Here is a 20,117-nt window from a genome sequence, read left to right as displayed (position 1 = left end):
ATAATATTTTTTCAATAAAAAAAATAGTTTTAAATAAAAAAAACAAAAAAAGTATTGTTTCGTTGACAACAACACGAAACAATACCGTCTTCACCATTATTGATTATGGATTCTAAGATCGCATCAACACTACTCGGCAAGGAGTAACCGGATTTACAACCATCCATACAACTCGTGATCGCAAAAAATAAAAACGTGCCTATTTGTGGACACGTTTTTGATATGAAGGAATGTTTAAATATATCTCTGAATTTTAATTTTTAGGGATTAATTCTTTACTTTGCTCGGTTAGAATACCGACACGCCTTGGAATGGTTGTTTTGCTTCAATCCCTTGCAACCGATAGCCACTTCGTCCAGCACAAAAAGTTGGGACTTTTCTTAATAAAACCTTTTGAAGCCTCTTTTACATACATCCGCCATATCATTACTGTCATTCCTTTTATAACGATAATTTATAAATATATAAAAATTAACTATTTTTATTATTTATCTATCAATGTTAGCCTTTTCTTATACGTTATTTGAAAGGATGAGAGATGAATGGCTAAACAATATTCTAAATTTACAGTATTCGGACTCGGCCCCATTGGTATTGAAATTCTACGCAGCGCTTATCAAACCAATCCACAATCGATTATCGGCGTTGTCGATATTGATCCCGATAAGGTAGGTAAGGATATTGGTTTACTCATCAATGAAAAAGAAACGAACAAGTGTGTAGTAACCCACATACAGGAAGTGAATTCTGCAGCTGACCACCCTATTGCCCTTCATGCAACCGGTTCAAACGCACAAAAAGTATGGCCACAAATCAAAGAGCTTTTAGATCATGGTTTTTCAGTTGTTTCCACCTGTGAGCAGCTTTCTTTCCCTTGGCATCGCTACCCTGTACTTGCAAAGGAAATAGATGATTACGCTAAAGCAAAAGGACTTAGTGTCATTGGAACCGGAATCAATCCAGGCTACATAATGGATACTATGGCCATTTCTTTTTCAACAATATTGACGACGGTTAACAAAATCAGGGTCAATCGTAAAGTGGATGTATCCAAAAGGCGCCTTCCCCTACAAAAAAAAGTCGGAATCGGTATGACCAAAGAAGAGTTTGAATTTTTAGCTGAACAGGATAAAATTGGTCATGTAGGACTTGAGGAGTCTGTAAGATTGATCGCTTATGGGCTCAATTGGAAACTTTCAAGCGTAATCAATATAATAGAACCAACGATTGCAAGTGAAAATATTACCGTTCCCCTAACTACATTAAAACCTGGGGATGTTAAGGGGCTCCATCAAATTTCCACGGGCAAGACAACGGACGGAAAGGAAATTTCACTGGATTTAACGATGTCTGCAGGTATTAAGCAAGAAGATGAAATCGTTATTGAGGGGAACGAAACCCAGAGGTTGATTGTCCCAAACGGCATTTTTGGCGATACCGCAACCGCAGCAATGATTATCAATACCGCAAAGCAAATTGATTCCCTCCGTAAACCAGGTTTACTTACAATGGCTGACATCGGCGTGCCGAGAAATATAAATCAATCAGATTTTGTGCGTATTTAGGGGCTAACTAACGATTATCCAATTAAGTGAAACCAGATTCCAAAGCTTGAATATAGCGATATTAGCAAAGGTGAACCATCTCGGATGGTTCACCTTTGCGTCTTGGTCAGTTAAATTTACCTTCCCTATGTTCATGAAATGGTTGATGATAAGCCCCTCCTAATAAAGCTGCTATCATTACACCGTTACTACTGAGTATGCCAAAATGACAAAAAAACCACCATAACCGGTGGCTTTGCAGATTATTCCTTTTTAAAAATCCGGGGACCCCTACTTTTTTGTCAACTATCATATGTAAGTCATCCTAATTAAGTAAACTAATCGATTTCGTAATGATGATAGTTTGGAAAAAATCATTTTCTATTTTCCTTAATGAACTTGAGAACCAAGTTTCATGGAAATTGCCTTGGCAGCATTCGTTACTTTGTCAATCAATTCAGGCAGGCGATCTTCCTGAAACCTTGCTTCAATACCGGCCACACTAATACCAGCTACTATTTGACCTTTGCCATTGAGTATCGGTGCACTCACCGCTTTTGTATAATCTTCAAGTTCTGATGAAGTTATCGTGTAACCATTCATTCTAGCTTCATCCAAAGCATGACGGAGTTTAGTTTTATCCGTTATCGTTCCCATGGCGATTGGTTTTAATTGAATACTTTCCAAATAATTTTCACGCTCTTCTTCAGGCAAATTCGCTAGGATGATTCGAGAGTCGCCAGCGTACAATGGCGAACGCCTTCCAATAGATGTATAAAGACGAACAGGATGCAGGGTGTCCACCTTTTCGATGTACATCGCTTCATCCTTATCCCTCACAATTAAATTCACTGCTTCTTCAACATCATCCCGAAGATCTTTCATGATGGGATAAGCGATTGACCTGATATCCAAACGCTCCCCTACCAGTTGACCAAACTGCAAGAATATCAGTCCAAGTGAATAATGGCCATCATCGTCCTTTGTTAAAAAGCCCATTTCTTCCAACGATCCCACCATTCGGTGCAAAGAGGTTTTCGGCAGTTTGGAGTGTTCCATCATTTCATTAAAGGTCAGTTTCGGATGATTTATGAAAAGGGTAAGGATCTGCATGGATTTCACGACCGTTTTGTTATGTGCCTGCATAGATTTCTCCTTTCATAATACATGTTTTCCTTATCTATCATTCTATTATAAAACACGGAAGAAAGGATGTAATGGCCTACAGTAAATTATATATTTAAGGGGAACAAAAAAAAGAAAGCACTCTTAAAGAGTACTTTCTCATCGTTGGCGTTTTTTGCCGGAGGAATTATATAGTAAGCCATTTTTTCAGGGCTATTGAAATCGAGACCTTCAATTCATTGAATTGTCGTTCTTTTTGAAGGAAAAGCCGTTCAGCCTCTTTTAAGTTCACCCGTGAGAATTGAATGGATTCCCCTGGCCTAACCTGAGCGATCAATGGTAAATCTGCCGTAATCACCTGAGCGATCTTAGGATATCCTCCCGTTGTTTGGCTATCGGCAAGGAGAATGATCGGGTTTCCATCTGGAGGAACCTGAACCGACCCATTCGTGACCGCTTCAGATAATAACTCCCCATTATCCTGTAACTCAAGTGTCGGGCCTGATATTCTATATCCCATGCGGTCGGATTGATTGGAAACTTTAAATGAACACTCTACAAAACTATCTTTACTTGATTCCGTGAAATAATCATATTGGCTTCCATCGATGAAATGGATGAGAGGTTTTCCCCCTGGCAAGAACTCTTTATCATTGACAAACCACTTTGGGAAGGAAAATGGACCTTTGAACTCCCGATCACCAAGGATTTTGGAAGGTTCATTAAACTCCAAGACATCGTCAGCCTTTAATGCCCTCCCTTTATAGCCGCCAATCCCTGCTCTTAGATATGTGCTTTTACTGTTCATCACTTCAGAAATCGCATAGCCCCCCGCAACTGTTAAGTATGCCCTGCAACCTGATTTACACCCTTCAAATCGAAGAATCGATCCCTCTTTTACATAAATAGGCTTCCACATCGGTACAGCCTTACTATCAATTGTTGGTGTTAAATTCCCACCCGTTATCGAAATCAGGCAATTTTTCTCCACTTTAATGGTCGGACCCATTAAGGTGATTTCCAAGGCCGCCTCTCCTTCTTCATTGCCTACCAACATATTGGCAATTCGTAAAGAATATCCATCCATCGCCCCACTTACAATCACCCCATGTTGTTGAAATCCTTTTCTTCCAAGATCCTGTATACTTGTCAATAATCCCGGTTTGATTACTCGCAGGCTCAATGTTCCCCCTCCTTACGAATCATATCTTTATATTCTTGAACAGAAATCGGATGGAATTTAACAATGTCCCCTGCTTGTAATAGACTGGGTGGATTTACATTTGGTAAGAATAGTTTGGTTGGCGTTTGTCCGATTAATTGCCATCCACCGGGTGTTGATATTGGATATACACCCGTTTGCATACCAGCGATTCCTACTGCCCCAGCCGGAATTGTCATCCGGGGAGAAGAACGCCTAGGCGTCGCGATGTCTTTTGATAGTCCGCCAAGAAACGGGAAACCAGGCGCAAATCCAATCATATAGGCCAAATACTCTCCGGTTGAATGAATATGAACGACTTCATCAGTAGTCAATTTATTATAACGGGCTACATATTCCAAATCCGGACCGTATTCTTTCCCATAACACACAGGAATGGAAACCGTTCGATGTGAGAGTTTTTTATCTTCTTTTATTTCCTGTAATTTCAATTCCAAGATGGAACGGACCACTTCATAGGGGGAAATGTTTTCAGTTTCACTGTTTTGTTTCCGATCCTTATAGATAACTAGCGGATCATAAAAAACCGTCAAATTGGTAAAAGCCGGCACACATTCTATAAATCCTGGAAAGGGTTCTTCTGCCAGCGAATCCATAAACAATTTAATGTTTTTGTGAATGCTGTATTCCATTCCATTCCCGAATGTAATCACGATTGCGGAATCGCCCAATGGAGAAAGTGTACAAGCAGATTTATTCAAAAGCTTTTCCGGCATAGGACTCATCTCTTTCCGTCAGTTATAAAACTCCTAATTTTTCATCACGAATGTCAGTTATGAACATATGTCCAGGTGCATGCGTGATCATGATCTCCGGTTTGGTCTCCATAGCAATGGATTGAGGCGTTACGCCACATGCCCAAAAGACCGGGACTTCCCCATCACGAATCGTTACTGGATCACCAAAATCCGGATGCTGAATGCTGGAAATACCGATTGCTTCAGGGTCACCAATATGAATCGGAGCCCCATGAACTGCAGGAAACCGCGATGTCACTTGAGCTGCCCTCACCACATCCTTTTGTGGAATCGGCCTCATGCTAGCTACCATTTTCCCATGGAAAATCCCTGCTTCAATACACGGAATATTGGTTTTATACATAGGTACATTGCATCCCTCTTCAATATGACGAATCGATATATCATTATTTAAAAGGGCGTGTTCGAAGGTAAAGCTGCACCCGATTAAAAATCCAACCATATCGTCTTCCCAATAGTTTGAAATATCCGTTACTTCTTCCACTAATTCTCCATATTTATATACCCTATATTTAGGAATATCTGTGCGTATATCCCCAGACTTTGCTGCAAATGCGGGAATGGGTGAACCAATTTCCGTTACGTCAAGCAATGGACAGGATTTAGGGTTGCGCTGACAGAATAATAAAAAATCAAAAGCATGCTCTTTTTTTAAGATGGCTAAGTTCGCTTGTGCATAACCGTTAGCCATTCCAGCAGTCGGTTTTACCAATTCGGTGTTTCGAATCATTGAACGCAACTCAGCCGGGGTAGCCTGAGAAAGATCGATCATTATTTTTCATCTCCTATTAAGAACTGGCAGTCAGTGACAAACTGGCACGCCACTTCCATCTGTATTTATTGGATTTTCACTCATTAATCATTAAAAAAGTGCGGGCAGTTGTTTCACTAATGTATACACGCCCATTAACGACATGATGACTACCACGAATACACCGGAAATCGTTAACCATAAAGGATGCTTATATTCACCCACGATGTTTTTCTTATATGCGGCAATTAGCAATGTACCAAGGGCAATTGGTAAAATTAATCCATTAATGGCTCCAACTACAAGCAGTACTTTAACCGGTTGACCAATCAATAGAAAACAAATGGTCGATACGACAATAAATCCAACGATTATCCAGTTAGCATTATTATTTATCTTTTCGCTGAATGTTCTGATAAACGAAACGGAAGTATATGCGGCTCCAACCACTGATGTGATTGCGGCAGCCCACATAACGATCCCGAAGATTTTATATCCTACATTCCCAGCTGCAAGTTGAAAAACGGATGCTGCAGGATTATCGGGATCAATTGATAAACCTTTCGATACAACACCCAGCACTGCTAGAAATAACGCTACACGCATTACCGTGGTGATCAATATGCCCACTACCGAACTCTTGGTTACTTCGGGTAATGCACCAACACCTTTCACGCCTGCATCCAAGAGACGGTGTCCCCCTGCGAATGTTATGTAACCGCCTACAGACCCTCCCACTAATGTAACGATTGCGATAATATCGATTTTATCAGGTGCAAAAGTCCTCACTACCGCTTCCCCGACTGGAGGAGAGGTTGTCCAAGCAACGTAAATCATCAAACAAATCATGAAAAACCCGGCAATTTGCGTAAAGCGGTCCATGGCTTTTCCCGCTTCTTTCACTACAAAAATCAATACGGCGATGACTGCGCTTATTGCCGCCCCGGCCGTTGGGGAGATTCCCGTCATCGCATTCAGACCTAATCCAGCTCCTGCGATATTTCCAATATTAAATGCCAGCCCACCCATAACAATCAGTGCGGCAAGTACATAACCCAGCCCTGGAAGGACCATGTTTGCAATTTCTTGACCCCGTTTTTCGGACACAGCAATAATTCGCCATACATTTGTTTGGGCAAATATATCAAGAATGACCGAAATAAGAATAACGAATCCGAAACTTGCTGCAAGACTTTGGGTATAAACGGTTGTTTGCATTAAAAAACCAGGTCCTATTGCCGATGTTGCCATTAGGAATGCTGCACCTAACAATAAAGTACGGTTTGTTTTTGGCTTAGTCGGATTCTTTTCCTGTGCTGCAGTATTTTTGATTGGCTCCAATGGAATCTACCTCCTGAATGTATTGGTTTTTTCAAGAAAAGGACTTGATTGTTATTTCAGATAATTGCAAGGATTTTTTCACATGCCGAGCAAAGGTTAAAGCATGTGCCCCATCCCCGTGAATGCAAATGGTATCTGCTCTTAAAGCCATATCTGAACCTTGTTGAGACAAAACCTTCCCTTCCTTCACCATGCGAATGACTTGTGCAACGGCATCATCATCATTTTCGATCAAGGCATCCTTCTCCAATCGGGAAGTCAATGAACCATCTTGTTGATAGGTACGATCAGCAAATACTTCACTGCCCGTTCGCAATCCGATAGCCTGTCCGGCACGGATTAATTCACTGCCCGACAAACCAAATAAGATTAGCTCAGGATTCACTTTATATACCGCTTCAGCGATGGCCAAGGATAACTCTTTGTTTTTTGCGGCCATATTGTACAAAGCCCCATGCGGTTTCACATGCTGCATACTTCCGCCTTCTGATTGCAGGAAGCCATTTAATGCACCAATTTGATAGACTACAATATCATAAGCTTCCTGTGGTGAAATATTCATATTGCGTCTGCCAAAACCTATTAAATCCTGGAAACCTGGGTGGGCCCCGATCTTGACATCTTTCCCTAAAGCAAGCTGAACCGTTTTTCTCATGACTGAAGGATCACCGGCGTGGAATCCACAAGCTACATTAACTGATGTTACATAATCTAAAATCTCTTGATCATTACCAATGCGGTATGCGCCGAAACTTTCTCCTAAATCACAATTCAAATCAACCGTTTTCATACTACCCTCTCCTTTAATGACGGAAATTTCAGTAAATAACCCAGATAAATATGTAAGCACTCTTTATTCACTCAATTTAACAATACCGAATTTCGGAATTAGAGTTTCATATTTCGGAATATTATAATTCTAGCATGTTTTAAATATTTCGACAATACCTCGTTAGATAATCTAACATTAATTCAAATTCAGTCTCTAAATGGTAGAATATTAAGTGATAATAAAAAAAAAAACCGTTGTTTCCTGTTATAAGGAATCAACGGCTTTTTTTAAGTTTAAAGCGTGGCGCATAAAAGGTTGTTCAATCTAAAGGTGAAAGGACTCATTTCATTTAAATCGATTAATAGAAAACAATGAAATATCTTCCTTGCTTGTACCGGAGATAATCAAGTCACTCAAAATTTCTCCCATGACACTGCTGAATTTAAACCCGTGACCAGAAAAACCTGCTGCTATAGCAATGTGTGGGTAATAAGGATGTTTATCCACTATAAAATGCTCATCAGGGGTCATGGTGTAGATGCAAGTTTTCCCATATTTCATTTTTTGATCAGTAGGCATATATTTCCGTAAAAACTTCATCAAATCTCCCTCATCTTCATCCAATTCACCAAAACCCTCAATACAGCCATCAGGATTTATACGGTTTCCTCCATCATGTCTCCCTATTTTCAATCCAGAACCATTTATACTAGGAAAGCCATAGTATGTACCCACTGAAGTATCAAAAGTAAAAGCTGGAAAATCATTATGATTATATAATTTCTCATTTGCATGAAACCAGGCAAATGTTTTTCTAATAGGTTCTAACGGCAGATTTAAATCTAACATCGCCAGTATTTTCGGGGCCCATGCCCCAACTGCAACCACTAAAGATTCTGAGTGGAATGTCTGTTCATCCGTTTTAATCGTGACCCCATTGCCATGAGCAACTATCTTCCTTACCTCACTGTTTACAATGATCTCGGCACCATGGGATTTCGCAAGTTGTTGATACGCTCTTAAGCACTCTTCACTTTTCAACACGCCCGAAGTCGATTCAAAGCACCCAATGTAGTCTTCTGGCAGTGTTATTCCAGGCCATCTATCATGAATTTCATGTGAATCCAAGATTTTCATAGGTAAACCATATTCCTTTGATCCCGCTTTCACTTGTTTAATGAAATCCGAATTTTCGCTTCCGGCATTCAGGACCCCTGTTGGAAGAAATAATTGTTTCCCCGAATCTCTTTCCAATTCACCCCATAGCTTTTGGGATTTAAGTGCCAAAGAAATATACTCCCTGCCTTCACCATAAGCATGTCTAATAATTCTTGTTTCCCCGTGATGGCTGCCCTTATTATGGGGAGGAGCAAAGGAATCTATTAATAATACTTTTTGTCCACTTTTTGATAGATAATAACCTGAAGACATACCCATAGATCCAGCTCCAATTACAATTACATCATAGTGCATCTTACATCCCTCCTCCTTTAAATATGAGCCTTCATATTAAAAAAAGGAAGCCATTACCTTATTAAATAAAGTAAAACAGCTTCCACATGGTTTTAGAACTCTATTTCCCCGATCGCCATTTCAACGAGCTTCACTATTTCACCTTCATGAATTTGCCTATGAATCGCTTCAATGTCAGGATGGAAAAAGCGATCTTCTTCAACCATCGGCACTTCGCTCCGAACTAAATGATATACCGCCTCCGTAGCCGGTGACGGTTTCAAGGGTAGATGAAAATCCATCGCTTGCGTTGCGGTCATCAGTTCAATGGCTAAAATATATTCAAGTTTCTTCGAAATCCGATAGGCTTTCTTCGAAGCGAAATAGGCAAAACTTATCACGTCTTCTTGATTTGCGCATGTAGGGATATTATCTATTGTGGCTGGATGCGAGAGCACCCTGATTTCATTTAATAGCCCGGCAGCTGTATATTGTGGAATCATGTAGCCACTATTTAAACCTGGATTAACCACTAAGAAATTAGGTAATTCACTAAGTTGATGGTTTACAAGGCGATCTATTCTGCGTTCTGTTATTTTTGCTAAGTTTGCTAACGCTATGGATATCGTATCCGCGTAAATCCCAACAAATGAACCATCAAAATTCCCAGCCATTAATGCAATTCCATCTTCCTCTTCCGGAAAAATCAGAGGATTGTCACTTACAGAGTTCATTTCATTCCCAATCGAAACAGCAGCGTCTTTCAATACTCTTTTTATGGCTCCATGGACTTGTGGAATGCATCGTAAACTAAGTGCATCTTGTAATCTATGTTCCTTGTAAGTATCAATGATTTGGCTACCTTCAAGAATCCTTGTAACATTTCTGGCTGTCATAGCCTGTTCTTCATGTTTTTTCAATGCGTGGGGACGAGGATCAAATGCTTTTATTGTTCCTTTTAGCACTTCTAAGGACATAGCTCCCGTAATGTCAGCGGTTTTCGCTGCTTGAATGCTATTGTATAAAGCCAGGACAGCCATCGCAGTGACGGAAGTAGTCCCGCTTGTAAGTGCCAGTCCTTCTTTACACCCAAGCGTAACTGGCTTCAATCCAGATTGTGCTAATGCATCCTTTCCCGGGAGAAGCTCATCGTTGTACCACGCCCGTCCCTCCCCGATCACCAATAAGGCCATGTGTGCTTCAGGAGACAGATACCCTACTGACCCCTCACCTGGAACATAGGGAAGTATATCGTGATTTAACAGTGAAGCGATTAGTTTTAAAACTTGTAAACGGACTCCTGAATAACCTTGGCCTAAATTCACGAGTATCATCAATTGAATGGCTCTTACTACTTCTTTTTCAAGAGTTTCCCCAACAGAAACAGCATGTGAACGAACAATATTCCGTTGAAGGGTTTCTGCGTCCTGTGGAGAAATCACCTCCGTCATATTACTGCCAAACCCTGTCGTTACGCCGTAAATCAATCGATTTTCATCTAAAAACTTATCTATTAGGCTACGGGATTTATCCACCCTATCACAATATGCCTCGGTGAAAGTAACTTTCGCACCATATCTTGCAACCGCAATTACCTCTTGGATTGAGATGGCATCATCGCCCAGTACAACCTCTTTAATATCCATAGGGTGTAAACAATCGGCTGTTGTCATCCTTACACATCTCCTCTCATATGACTCATCAAGAAGGAGAAAAAAGTTCTGGTCCTTCTCAATTATTTGCTGGAAAATTAATCTTATGTTATTTTCTTATTTTCTGTAAAGGGAATATCGGTTTCCATTATAGAGTGCTCCGCTTCAAGTAAAGGATTACTGGCATCATTAAGTGAAAGCGATTTAGTCTCAGGTGCCCAGGCGATTGATACGATCAAGCCGATTAGCAGAATGACTGCCATACCTGCCATTGAGGTACTTAATCCAAATGAACTTAAAGAAACAGGCAGCAGAAATGTTCCAATCGCAGAACCAATTCGACTAATTGCCGTAACCATACCTATTCCAGATCCACGAATCTCAGTTGGAAAAAGCTCTGCTGGGTATACTAATGTAAGGTTCGATGCTGCTGACATGAAAAAAGTAAAGATCAAGAAGGCTGTCAACATTAAGAATTGAGAACCATTGTGTAAGAAGCTGAGTGAAAACAATGAAACAGTAAGGATTGTAAAAGCCCCGATGGTAAATCCTCTACGAGAAAATTTCGCAAGCAACCAAAGACCAAAAATTGCCCCAATCAGCAAGAATAGATTTAACATTGTATCGGCAAAAAAGTTTTGTTCAAAACCCATTGTCCTTAATATGGACGGTAGGAAAGTGTAGATTGCAAAGTACGGAATTACAAGAGTTAATTTAAATATTCCACCAAAAGCCAGCCGCTTACGAAGCTTTTTACTGAAAAGTCCACGAAATCCTAGAGCCTTTTGATTTTCAGTGCCAGTAGTCGTTTCTCCCATTTCAACGTTCGATCCAATGTGTTTTTTTACAATCTGGCGAGCTTCTTCGACACGCCCCATGCTGACAAGCCATCTTGGTGATTCAGGGGTTCCAATTCTTAAGATTAAAACCAGAATAGCGGGAATAGCAGCACTAACAAGCATCCAACGCCATGAGTCTGAACCAACCTGTCCCAGGTAATGACCAACAAAGTTCGATGCCACATATCCAAGCGTCCATACTACGTTTATAGACGCGAGAAGCGAGGAGCGATACTTTTTGGGTGAAAACTCGGCGAGTAAAGTCGTACCGACAGCGTAATCTCCACCAAGTCCAAAACCAATTAACAAACGTAAAAAGAAAAGCTCTTCTGGACTATTAACAAAAAATTGTAAAAGAGTAGCAACCGTGATAAGTAAAAAGTTTACAAGAAAAATTTTCTGTCTTCCTACACGATCAGAAAGTCTTCCAAGTATTAAAGATCCCGCAAACAGACCGATTAAAGCAGAACTGCCGATCAGCCCTGTCCACATTGCATTCATATTCATTTGAGGCCCGAATACTGTCAGGGCCATTGCAATGATTCCAAGGGAATATCCATCACAGAAGCTAGAACCGAATGTAAGTCCTGCAATTCGAAAATGAAATTTATTAAATGGGGCATCGTCTATAGTGAATTTTTGTTCGTTCAAAGAATCCCCTCCATTTTTTGATTAATCAGATTTTCGGATCATAAAAACACTATTACTGTAATACTCCGGTAGTTAACCAGAAATTAAATGATCATTGAAATAAATGACTTCACTAAGGATTTTACGCCCTTCTATTACTTCGAATTTTTCCCTTGCTTCCTTTTCAGTGTAAAACTCAAACATTTTTAAGTTATCCTTCGAATGGATAGTGATTATCCACATAAAATTCCCTCCACATGGAAGATTCATTTCCACGATTTCCTTAAAACACTTTCATTAAATCTCACTGTAAAGCAGTAAAGTATTTAACGCTGGCAATGGGTAGGATGATAAACCACCATCCTACGATTCAACACCATTACATTTGATAAATACTTCTAAAAGCCCATCCCATCCCCTGAATTTTTCAGCGGATGGAATGGGTAGACATTGATTGAGAATCGAGGCCGTATCTTTTTTTAGTGAGTTTTAAAGGCCCGTCAGGCTTTTGGAATCAGTCTTCACTCTATCATTCACAACTTGAACACCGTTTTTCCATACAGTCTTAACGTGATTAACCCCAAATAAATATTGCAATTCCTGATAGTTTTCAACATTCCATAAAACGACATCCGCTTGTTTTCCTACTTCAAGCGAACCGATCTTTTCTTGTCTGTTGATTGCACAAGCAGCATTGTATGTTGCCGCCGTAAGCGCTTCAGCAGGGGTAAGCCGCATCGAGATGCATGCCAGATTCATGACAAGTGGCATAGAAGTCGTCGGTGAGGATCCGGGATTGCAATCGGTCGAAATGGCAACAGCTACACCTTCATCAACCATTCGGCGTCCTGGGGCCGCATCTTCTCTTAAATACAAAGCTGTGGCTGGAAGCAAGCAGGCAATGGTTCCTGACTTAGCCATGGCTTGAATTCCCTCTTCGGAAGCCTTCAATAAATGCTCAGCTGAAATCGCCCCTATTTTGGCAGCTAGTTCCGCTCCCCCGTATGGCTCAATTTCATCGGCATGAATTTTAGGGATCAAGCCGTACTTTTTCCCCGCCTTTAAAATCCGCTCTGATTGTTCAGGGGTAAAAACCCCCTTTTCACAAAATACATCATTGAATTCAGCAAGCTTTTCTTCAGAGACGATTGGAAGCATATCATTAATCAGATGATCGACAAATTCATCCTCACGGCCTTTATAATCCTTTGGAACCGCATGGGCTCCCATAAAGGTAGGAACTAAATCAATCGGATGCTCTTCCTGTAACTTCTTCATCACCCGCAACTGCTTCAATTCGGTTTCCAAATTCATTCCATAACCGCTTTTACCTTCTACTGTAGTCACGCCATGAGCGAGAAACGAATCAAGGCGTCGTTTGGTTTGTTCCATCAACTCTTCTTCACTTGCTTCCCTGGTCATGCGGGTGGTTGCATGAATGCCTCCACCTCCATTCATGATGTCCATATATGTTGCACCTTCAAGACGCATTTCAAATTCACGCTCACGACTCCCGCCATATACCACATGCGTATGGGGATCAACAAGCCCTGGTGTCACCAAATGGCCAGAAGCATCGAAAACTTCAGCTTCATGCAATCTATCAGCATAAAGTTCTTCCAATTCCTTGGTCGTACCTACAGCTTGAATCAAACCACACTCCATCCATATACTTCCATCTATTATCAAACCAAGCTCCGACATTCCCTCTTTGGAACGAGGACCTTTCCTTTCAGAGGTAAGGGTGGCAAGTTGAGCGGCATGTTTTATCCAAATTGGTTTTGTCATTGTTTATCAATTCCTTTATCAAGCATCGGGATATTAATACCTTTTTCACGAGCTGTTTCCTCTGCCAGTTCATACCCTGCATCAACATGACGCACTACGCCCATCCCAGGATCCGTTGTCAACACTCGCTCAATCCTGGCGCCTGCTTCTTTGGTGCCGTCTGCCACGATTACCACTCCTGCATGCATGGAGTATCCCATTCCTACACCACCGCCATGATGTACGGATACCCAAGTTGCACCGCCCACTGCATTAACCATTGCATTTAATATTGGCCAGTCAGCCACTACATCCGAACCATCCTTCATTGCTTCCGTTTCACGATTCGGCGAAGCGACAGAGCCTGAATCCAAATGGTCACGCCCAATTACTATCGGGGCCTTCAATTCTCCACTTGCAACCATATCATTGAGGATTTTACCAAAACGGGCGCGCTCCCCATAACCAAGCCAGCAAATGCGCGAAGGCAGACCTTGGAACTGAATTTTTTCTTGAGCCATTCTAATCCAGTTACATAAATGTTCATTATCAGCAAATTCGCGTAAAATGGCTTGGTCTGTTTTATAAATGTCTTCAGGATCACCAGATAAAGCCACCCAGCGGAATGGACCTTTTCCTTCACAAAATTGTGGACGGATATAAGCAGGAACGAAACCAGGGAAGTCAAAAGCATTCTCTACCCCTTCATCTTTCGCAACTTGACGGATATTGTTGCCATAATCAAACGTCACGGCTCCTTTTTCCATCATTTCAAGCATTGCTCTTACATGTTTGGCCATTGAAGCTTTAGAGAGTTTAATATACTCTTCTGGATTCGCATTCCGTAATTGTGCAGCTTCCTCCATTGACATACCAGATGGTGTATATCCATTTAACGGATCATGGGCGGAAGTTTGATCTGTCAAGACATCCGGAATAAAGTTTCTGGCGATCATTTCAGGAAGAAGATCGGACGCATTCCCAATCAAGCCAATCGATAATGCTTTTCCTGCAAGTTTTGCTTCTTTAGCTAGACGAATGGCTTCATCTAAAGAATCCGTTTTCACATCGGTATAACGAGTCTCGATCCTCCTGTCAATTCTTGTCTCATCAACATCGATTCCGATACAGACACCGCCGTTCATCGTAACTGCCAGTGGCTGTGCCCCTCCCATACCGCCTAGTCCTGCCGTTAGAGTAATGGTGCCTTTTAATGAGTTATTGAAATGTTGTTTTGCAAGCTCGGCAAATGTCTCGTATGTACCCTGTACGATTCCTTGAGAACCAATATATATCCAGCTACCAGCTGTCATTTGCCCATACATCATCAATCCCTTTTTATCAAGTTCATGGAATGTTTCCCAGTTCGCGTAAGCAGGGACGATATTTGAATTTGCAAGCAGGACACGTGGTGCATCCGAATGCGTTTTAAAAATGGCCACCGGTTTCCCTGATTGGACCAATAAAGTTTCATCTTCTTCAAGCTCTTTTAGTGATTTGACGATTGCATCAAAGCATTCCCAGTTACGAGCTGCTTTCCCAATCCCTCCGTATACCACCAAATCTTCTGGACGTTCAGCGACTTCAGGATCCAAATTATTCATTAACATTCTAAGCACCGCTTCTTGTTGCCATCCTTTTGTATGCAATTCTGTTCCAGTATAACGGATAACCTTGTTTGTAATCGTGTTCATTTTCATTTCCCCCTTGTTTTTGTTATATTTTCATTCTATAAGAAAAATTCAGAATAATTCATTATAATTTAATGATTATTTTATAAATTATTTCAAGTTTTTGTAGTTAACTTTATTTTTTTATGAATAATATTGAAAATTATATTGTTATGAAATAAAAAAGGACGATTCAATATTACTGAATCGTCCTTTTTATAATCCAGACCGATAAGCTGATGGAGTACAAGCTTCAAGCAGTTTGAATTTTGCATTAAAATAGGTCTGATGTGAATAACCGGCTAATTGTGCGATTTCCTCCAATGATAAATCCGTTTCCTTTAATAGGCGTTTAGCTTCCCTAATTCGAACTTGATGCAGCGTATTGCGAAAAGACTCGCCGGATTCAGCTGCAAAACGACGGCTGAGTGTGCTTTTATTGACACGCAGAGTATCTGCACAGGTCGATAGATTCCACTGGGAATCCCAATAGTTGGACTCGATCAGCTCTCTTGCTTTTTCGCTAAGAGTGCGTGCTCCTTCCTGTAATTGCCCGTGATCCTGAAGGAGCAAATGGGTGGTGAACGCATGCAGTTCTTTTACTATTTGATGAATGACTGGTTTATGTACGATTTGCTGAAATACATCATAGTATATTGCTTCTAGAGACGCATTTTGCAAGTTGTATGATTTCATATGCCTACGGATCTGTGCGAGTACACTTGTAAGGCGAATACGAACGATTTCCGGGTCAGGGTATGGTTGTTGAAAAGTTAGGAATTCACGTTCGATCCAGTTCCTGATGGCTTTCGCATCCCGTCTTTCGAGCATTTCTATCCAAAGCCTTTGTTCAAGAGGAGTGAGGAATGGATCCATCTCTTGAGGGGAAGTTTGTTGACTTTCCGCTAAAATGATATCATATCCATCGAAAAAGATTTGCCTCGTAAATTCACGTGTTTGCTGGTACATCCTTTTTAAAGACTCATCAGGCGTTGCCACTTTTATTATGATGGCAAGAGGCTCATCCATTCTTTCTTTCCAGTGAGCCAGGAATGCTTGATATTCTTCCTTATTTACATCAATTTCCTTTGTTTCCTGGACGCATAAAATAAAATCCGATAAAGCGAATATTTGATGCTTCCCAGTAAAAGAATATCGTTGCAGTTCATCATATACTAAAGGGAGGGCCCTATTATCAGGTGTCAAAAATGCCACCATGGTTATTCGACTATCATGCCTCCGCTCTGTCAAGAAGAAATCTGGATAACCAATATCAAGTGTATTCTCCTCATCCATGGTGCCTGTCGAGGAAAAACCTTGACCATTTCTTAATTGAAAACGTAATTGTTGGATATGCTTTACCAAATCCGCTGAAGAAAAAGGACGGAATAGAACATCATCCGCACGAAAACGTAAGGCCCGATAAGCTGTTTGAAAGATTCGCTCAGATGAAATCCCTAACCAACGAATTCCCCTCCGCTTTAACAAAGCGCCCATCGCCTCACTTTCATTCGTCCAAATATCCATATCTAAAATGACGAATTCCGGATGCCGATTGCGCATGCCCTTTTCAAATTCTTCAATCGTTTTCCATAGGATCAGTCGGACTCCCGTAAGGTGGGATTCAACTATCCAACGAATTCCTTGAGCCTCTATCTCATCTTTTGCCACCAAATGAATTTCCACATCATCACCCATTTCTCTCCCTGATATCCTTTTTATCGAATAAATGTGACGTTTGAAAGAAAAGGAATCCCTGTTCTTTACAAAGCTACTTGCATCTCATCTCCATTCTAATCCTGCCGAATCCTTCAAACAAGTCATATTGAGAAGAACCTGCGATCAAGATTAAATTTGGACATGCTCAAAATGGAATGCATCCATATCTATTACGTTTACTTCCCTCTTTAAAAACTACTTTTCTTTAATAATATGACTATATGAAAAAAGAAACACCATGGACCTTTGTGATTTCCACTGATGTTTCTATTTTAATATCTACGCTTTAATTCAATTTTCATTTAGAATTTTTTATAATTGCTTAATATTGACTTCAACTTCTTTTCCAATATTTCCAGCTGAAACATTAGTCAATTTTAATGATAATAAAGTAATGACTCCTATCACAAGTAATCCAGATAATATAAACATGCCTTGAGTAAATGCAACAGTTCCAAGAATCATCGGTCCTACAAAACCACCTAAAGCCGCAAATGAATTGACTAGGGCTATGCCAACTGGTGCAGTCGACTCAGTAAAGAAAAATGTCATATAGGCAAAGAAACATCCACTGAAACCGTATAACCCGAAAGATGTAATCGTTAACATAAGCACCATCATAAATACACTATCTGAAAAGCCGCACCCGATAAATCCGATAACTGCTATCATGAGACAAACAAGCAAGTGTGGTTTATGTTCATTGGTCCGATCTGAGTTCCAGCCAACAAACATAATGGCAGGTATACCGATTAATGATGGAATCATCGCTAACCAGCCTATTTCTAAATTGGTTGTTGCATTTTCCGATAAAGATTTAATGATGGTTGGCATCCAGAATGACAATCCATAGATAGATGTGTACCCTGCGAAATAAAAAAGGGCCAACTTCCAGATTTTCGAATCTTTCAGCATATCAAGCTTAGTTACTTTATTTATTTTCGAGCTAATTTTTCTTTCCGCACTCAATTCCCCTTCTAACCAATCACTTTCTTCCTTAGATAACCATTTAGCGTTAGTCGGTCTATTAGTTAAATAGAAAACAACAACAATTCCTATAATAATGGCCGGAATGCCTTCAAGGATGAACATCCATCTCCAGCCTGCCATACCAAACCAGGATATATTGTCAAGAATCCACGTCGACACAGGCGCACCAATCAATCCGCCAATCGGTAAGGCTAAAAGCAGGACCGCTGTTGCCCTTCCTCTTTCGCGGGCCCTGAACCAATAAGTTAAATATAAGATTATACCAGGGAAAAAACCAGCTTCGGCGACACCTAATAAAAAACGGAGAATATATAAATGCATAGTTGTTTGCGCAAAACCTGTTAATATTACCACGAGCCCCCACGAAATCATTATACGGGCAATCCATATCCGAGCTCCCACTTTATGCATGATCATGTTGCTTGGAACTTCAAAGAAGAAATAGCCTATAAAGAAAATACCAGAAAGTAATCCAAAAACCTCAGCGGATAAAGCTAATTCCGCATTCATTTGTAAAGCAGCATAGCCTAAATTGACCCTGTCCAAATATGCAATGATATAAAGGATCAAGATAAATGGAAGAATGCGTTTCATCGTTTTACTGATCGTCTTTTTCTCTATTTCACCACTGGAATGATTCATGATTATTTCCTCCCTTTTCAAGCTACATTTTCCCCATAAAAAAATGCGATTGCCGCTGATCGTTTCTTTCCTAGCTTCCCGACTCTCTGGTTCATTCCCGGTACCTTCAAAAAGTCGAAATACCACCTCCTCTCCATTTACATTTACTCATTCCCAATAATATTACAAAACGCATATCATCCAGGCTAAAAAAGAATTACCTTTTCTACCTGACAGTAACTAATAGGAAAGGGATCTTACGAACTCTAACCACCCTTTTCAGGTATTCTCCTATTTTTAAAAAATCCTCCTGATTTTGCTAGATTGACAACACCCATACTGACCAAGAAACATCGTAAGCGCTTTCCCGATATGCCAAATGAATTAGGAAAGCGTTGTGAATATTCATAATCTACGTTAAATTAAATAGACCATAAATTTCCTAAACCAGACTGTAGTCTGATAGTAAACTATATAGGAATATTCTGTAAATTATCACTAGGAGGTTTTTTTATGATTGAACCTAGAAAAAAACAGCTTAGGGGAGAAAAGACTCGTGAAAAAATTTTAAACATCTCTTTAAAGCTATTTAGCGAAAAGGGTTATGATAAAGTTACAGTAGACGAAATCGTGAAAAAAAGCGGCACTTCGAAAGGGTCATTTTATCAACACTTTTCAGCGAAATCGGACATTTTTTTAGCGAGGTTCACAGAAGTCGATGATTACTATCGTGAAGTCTTCCATTCGTTCCCAGCCGATATGGACGCTACCGAGAAATTGTTTGTTTTCATACGCAAATTGATGCGTTTTCTGGAAGAAGAGATGGGCAAAGATCTAATGAAAGTGATTTACAGTTCCGCATTAGATTCAAAAGAACATACATACTTTTCAAATTCAAATCGCTCACTCTTACAAATTATTCGTTCATTAATTGAAGAGGCGAAAAAACAAAACAGCATAGGCACGGAACAGTCAATAAATGAGATTTCAACACTCCTCACCCAAAGCCTGATGGGTATCATCTACCATTGGGGTTTAAACAACACAGAACAAAGCTTGGAATCTTTATCCATACCTCTAATCGAAACTATCATTAATGGGCTGAAAATGAAGCACTAATACATAAAAAGTTCAACATTATTTAAAGAATATTAAACCCAATCTCAATGAATGGCGAGGTAACTCAATTATTCAATAAATTTCATGCATTAATATATCTCTTGAGTGTCAAACATTTTTAACGAGGAGTCGAAAGCTAGTTATT

General features: G+C 40.2%; 16 protein-coding genes. 2 read left to right on the top strand and 14 right to left on the bottom strand.

Annotation, left to right across the window (positions count from 1 at the left end; genetic code table 11):
* Window positions 1–542: 542 nt before the first annotated feature.
* A complete protein-coding gene (locus QUF78_RS11710) occupies window positions 543–1,565 on the top strand; it encodes an NAD(P)H-dependent amine dehydrogenase family protein (protein WP_289316695.1) in 1,023 nt (340 codons plus the stop codon).
* 369 nt (window positions 1,566–1,934) lie between these two features.
* Here the strand turns inward: QUF78_RS11710 and QUF78_RS11705 are convergent, their stop codons facing one another.
* From QUF78_RS11705 to QUF78_RS11640, 14 genes are all read right to left on the bottom strand, one after another.
* Window positions 1,935–2,690, bottom strand: coding sequence for an IclR family transcriptional regulator (locus QUF78_RS11705; protein ID WP_289324776.1), 756 nt, complete (start codon window positions 2,688–2,690; stop codon window positions 1,935–1,937).
* 166 nt (window positions 2,691–2,856) lie between these two features.
* Complete coding sequence (locus tag QUF78_RS11700) at window positions 2,857–3,852, bottom strand: 5-oxoprolinase subunit C family protein (protein WP_289324775.1); 996 nt, start codon at window positions 3,850–3,852, stop codon at window positions 2,857–2,859.
* Window positions 3,849–4,607 carry a 5-oxoprolinase subunit PxpB gene (gene pxpB, locus QUF78_RS11695; RefSeq protein ID WP_289324774.1) on the bottom strand — a complete coding sequence of 253 codons (759 nt, stop codon included), beginning with the start codon at window positions 4,605–4,607 and terminating at the stop codon, window positions 3,849–3,851. The genes QUF78_RS11700 and pxpB overlap by 4 nt, the downstream gene beginning before the upstream one ends.
* A gap of 22 nt (window positions 4,608–4,629) precedes the next feature.
* Window positions 4,630–5,421, bottom strand: a complete 792-nt coding sequence (locus QUF78_RS11690) for a putative hydro-lyase (protein ID WP_289324773.1) — start codon at window positions 5,419–5,421, stop codon at window positions 4,630–4,632.
* A gap of 90 nt (window positions 5,422–5,511) precedes the next feature.
* A complete protein-coding gene (locus QUF78_RS11685) occupies window positions 5,512–6,651 on the bottom strand; it encodes an NRAMP family divalent metal transporter (RefSeq protein WP_289327297.1) in 1,140 nt (379 codons plus the stop codon).
* Between the two features lie 121 nt (window positions 6,652–6,772).
* Window positions 6,773–7,531 (bottom strand): 5-oxoprolinase subunit PxpA, encoded by a 759-nt coding sequence (pxpA, locus tag QUF78_RS11680; RefSeq protein WP_289324772.1) that lies wholly within the window; start codon window positions 7,529–7,531, stop codon window positions 6,773–6,775.
* Between the two features lie 327 nt (window positions 7,532–7,858).
* Window positions 7,859–8,986, bottom strand: coding sequence for an N-methyl-L-tryptophan oxidase (gene solA / locus QUF78_RS11675; protein WP_289324771.1), 1,128 nt, complete (start codon window positions 8,984–8,986; stop codon window positions 7,859–7,861).
* Window positions 8,987–9,078: 92 nt separating this feature from the next.
* Window positions 9,079–10,638, bottom strand: coding sequence for a histidine ammonia-lyase (hutH, locus tag QUF78_RS11670; RefSeq protein ID WP_289324770.1), 1,560 nt, complete (start codon window positions 10,636–10,638; stop codon window positions 9,079–9,081).
* A gap of 83 nt (window positions 10,639–10,721) precedes the next feature.
* Window positions 10,722–12,107 carry an MFS transporter gene (locus QUF78_RS11665; protein ID WP_289324769.1) on the bottom strand — a complete coding sequence of 462 codons (1,386 nt, stop codon included), beginning with the start codon at window positions 12,105–12,107 and terminating at the stop codon, window positions 10,722–10,724.
* A gap of 72 nt (window positions 12,108–12,179) precedes the next feature.
* On the bottom strand, window positions 12,180–12,329 hold the full coding sequence (locus tag QUF78_RS11660; protein WP_289324768.1) for a hypothetical protein: 150 nt from the start codon (window positions 12,327–12,329) through the stop codon (window positions 12,180–12,182).
* Window positions 12,330–12,575: 246 nt separating this feature from the next.
* On the bottom strand, window positions 12,576–13,874 hold the full coding sequence (hutI, locus tag QUF78_RS11655; RefSeq protein ID WP_289324767.1) for an imidazolonepropionase: 1,299 nt from the start codon (window positions 13,872–13,874) through the stop codon (window positions 12,576–12,578).
* A complete protein-coding gene (hutU, locus tag QUF78_RS11650) occupies window positions 13,871–15,547 on the bottom strand; it encodes a urocanate hydratase (RefSeq protein WP_289316713.1) in 1,677 nt (558 codons plus the stop codon). The genes hutI and hutU overlap by 4 nt, the downstream gene beginning before the upstream one ends.
* Window positions 15,548–15,739: 192 nt before the next feature.
* A complete protein-coding gene (locus tag QUF78_RS11645; protein ID WP_289324766.1) occupies window positions 15,740–17,221 on the bottom strand; it encodes a response regulator transcription factor in 1,482 nt (493 codons plus the stop codon).
* Window positions 17,222–17,554: 333 nt separating this feature from the next.
* Window positions 17,555–18,874, bottom strand: a complete 1,320-nt coding sequence (locus QUF78_RS11640) for an MFS transporter (RefSeq protein WP_289324765.1) — start codon at window positions 18,872–18,874, stop codon at window positions 17,555–17,557.
* Between the two features lie 492 nt (window positions 18,875–19,366).
* Here QUF78_RS11640 and QUF78_RS11635 point away from each other — a divergent pair, with 492 nt between their 5' ends.
* A complete protein-coding gene (locus QUF78_RS11635; RefSeq protein ID WP_289324764.1) occupies window positions 19,367–19,972 on the top strand; it encodes a TetR/AcrR family transcriptional regulator in 606 nt (201 codons plus the stop codon).
* Window positions 19,973–20,117 lie beyond the last annotated feature (145 nt).

It is taken from the genome of Peribacillus sp. ACCC06369 (genome assembly GCF_030348945.1).
Lineage (GTDB): Bacteria > Bacillota > Bacilli > Bacillales > DSM-1321 > Peribacillus.
The sequence above is the reverse complement of the archived record's forward strand: the minus strand, read 5'-3'. Positions and strand labels throughout refer to the sequence as shown.

Bases quoted from the DNA above. Each gene is read 5' to 3' on its own strand.
- QUF78_RS11710 (WP_289316695.1), top strand. From the start codon at position 543: ATGGCTAAACAATATTCTAAATTTACAGTATTCGGACTCGGCCCCATT.
- QUF78_RS11705 (WP_289324776.1), bottom strand. From the start codon at position 2,690: ATGCAGGCACATAACAAAACGGTCGTGAAATCCATGCAGATCCTTACC.
- pxpB (WP_289324774.1), bottom strand. From the start codon at position 4,607: ATGCCGGAAAAGCTTTTGAATAAATCTGCTTGTACACTTTCTCCATTG.
- QUF78_RS11690 (WP_289324773.1), bottom strand. From the start codon at position 5,421: ATGATCGATCTTTCTCAGGCTACCCCGGCTGAGTTGCGTTCAATGATT.
- QUF78_RS11685 (WP_289327297.1), bottom strand. From the start codon at position 6,651: ATGGCAACATCGGCAATAGGACCTGGTTTTTTAATGCAAACAACCGTT.
- pxpA (WP_289324772.1), bottom strand. From the start codon at position 7,531: ATGAAAACGGTTGATTTGAATTGTGATTTAGGAGAAAGTTTCGGCGCA.
- solA (WP_289324771.1), bottom strand. From the start codon at position 8,986: ATGCACTATGATGTAATTGTAATTGGAGCTGGATCTATGGGTATGTCT.
- hutH (WP_289324770.1), bottom strand. From the start codon at position 10,638: ATGACAACAGCCGATTGTTTACACCCTATGGATATTAAAGAGGTTGTA.
- QUF78_RS11660 (WP_289324768.1), bottom strand. From the start codon at position 12,329: ATGTGGATAATCACTATCCATTCGAAGGATAACTTAAAAATGTTTGAG.
- hutI (WP_289324767.1), bottom strand. From the start codon at position 13,874: ATGACAAAACCAATTTGGATAAAACATGCCGCTCAACTTGCCACCCTT.
- hutU (WP_289316713.1), bottom strand. From the start codon at position 15,547: ATGAACACGATTACAAACAAGGTTATCCGTTATACTGGAACAGAATTG.
- QUF78_RS11645 (WP_289324766.1), bottom strand. From the start codon at position 17,221: ATGGGTGATGATGTGGAAATTCATTTGGTGGCAAAAGATGAGATAGAG.
- QUF78_RS11640 (WP_289324765.1), bottom strand. From the start codon at position 18,874: ATGAATCATTCCAGTGGTGAAATAGAGAAAAAGACGATCAGTAAAACG.
- QUF78_RS11635 (WP_289324764.1), top strand. From the start codon at position 19,367: ATGATTGAACCTAGAAAAAAACAGCTTAGGGGAGAAAAGACTCGTGAA.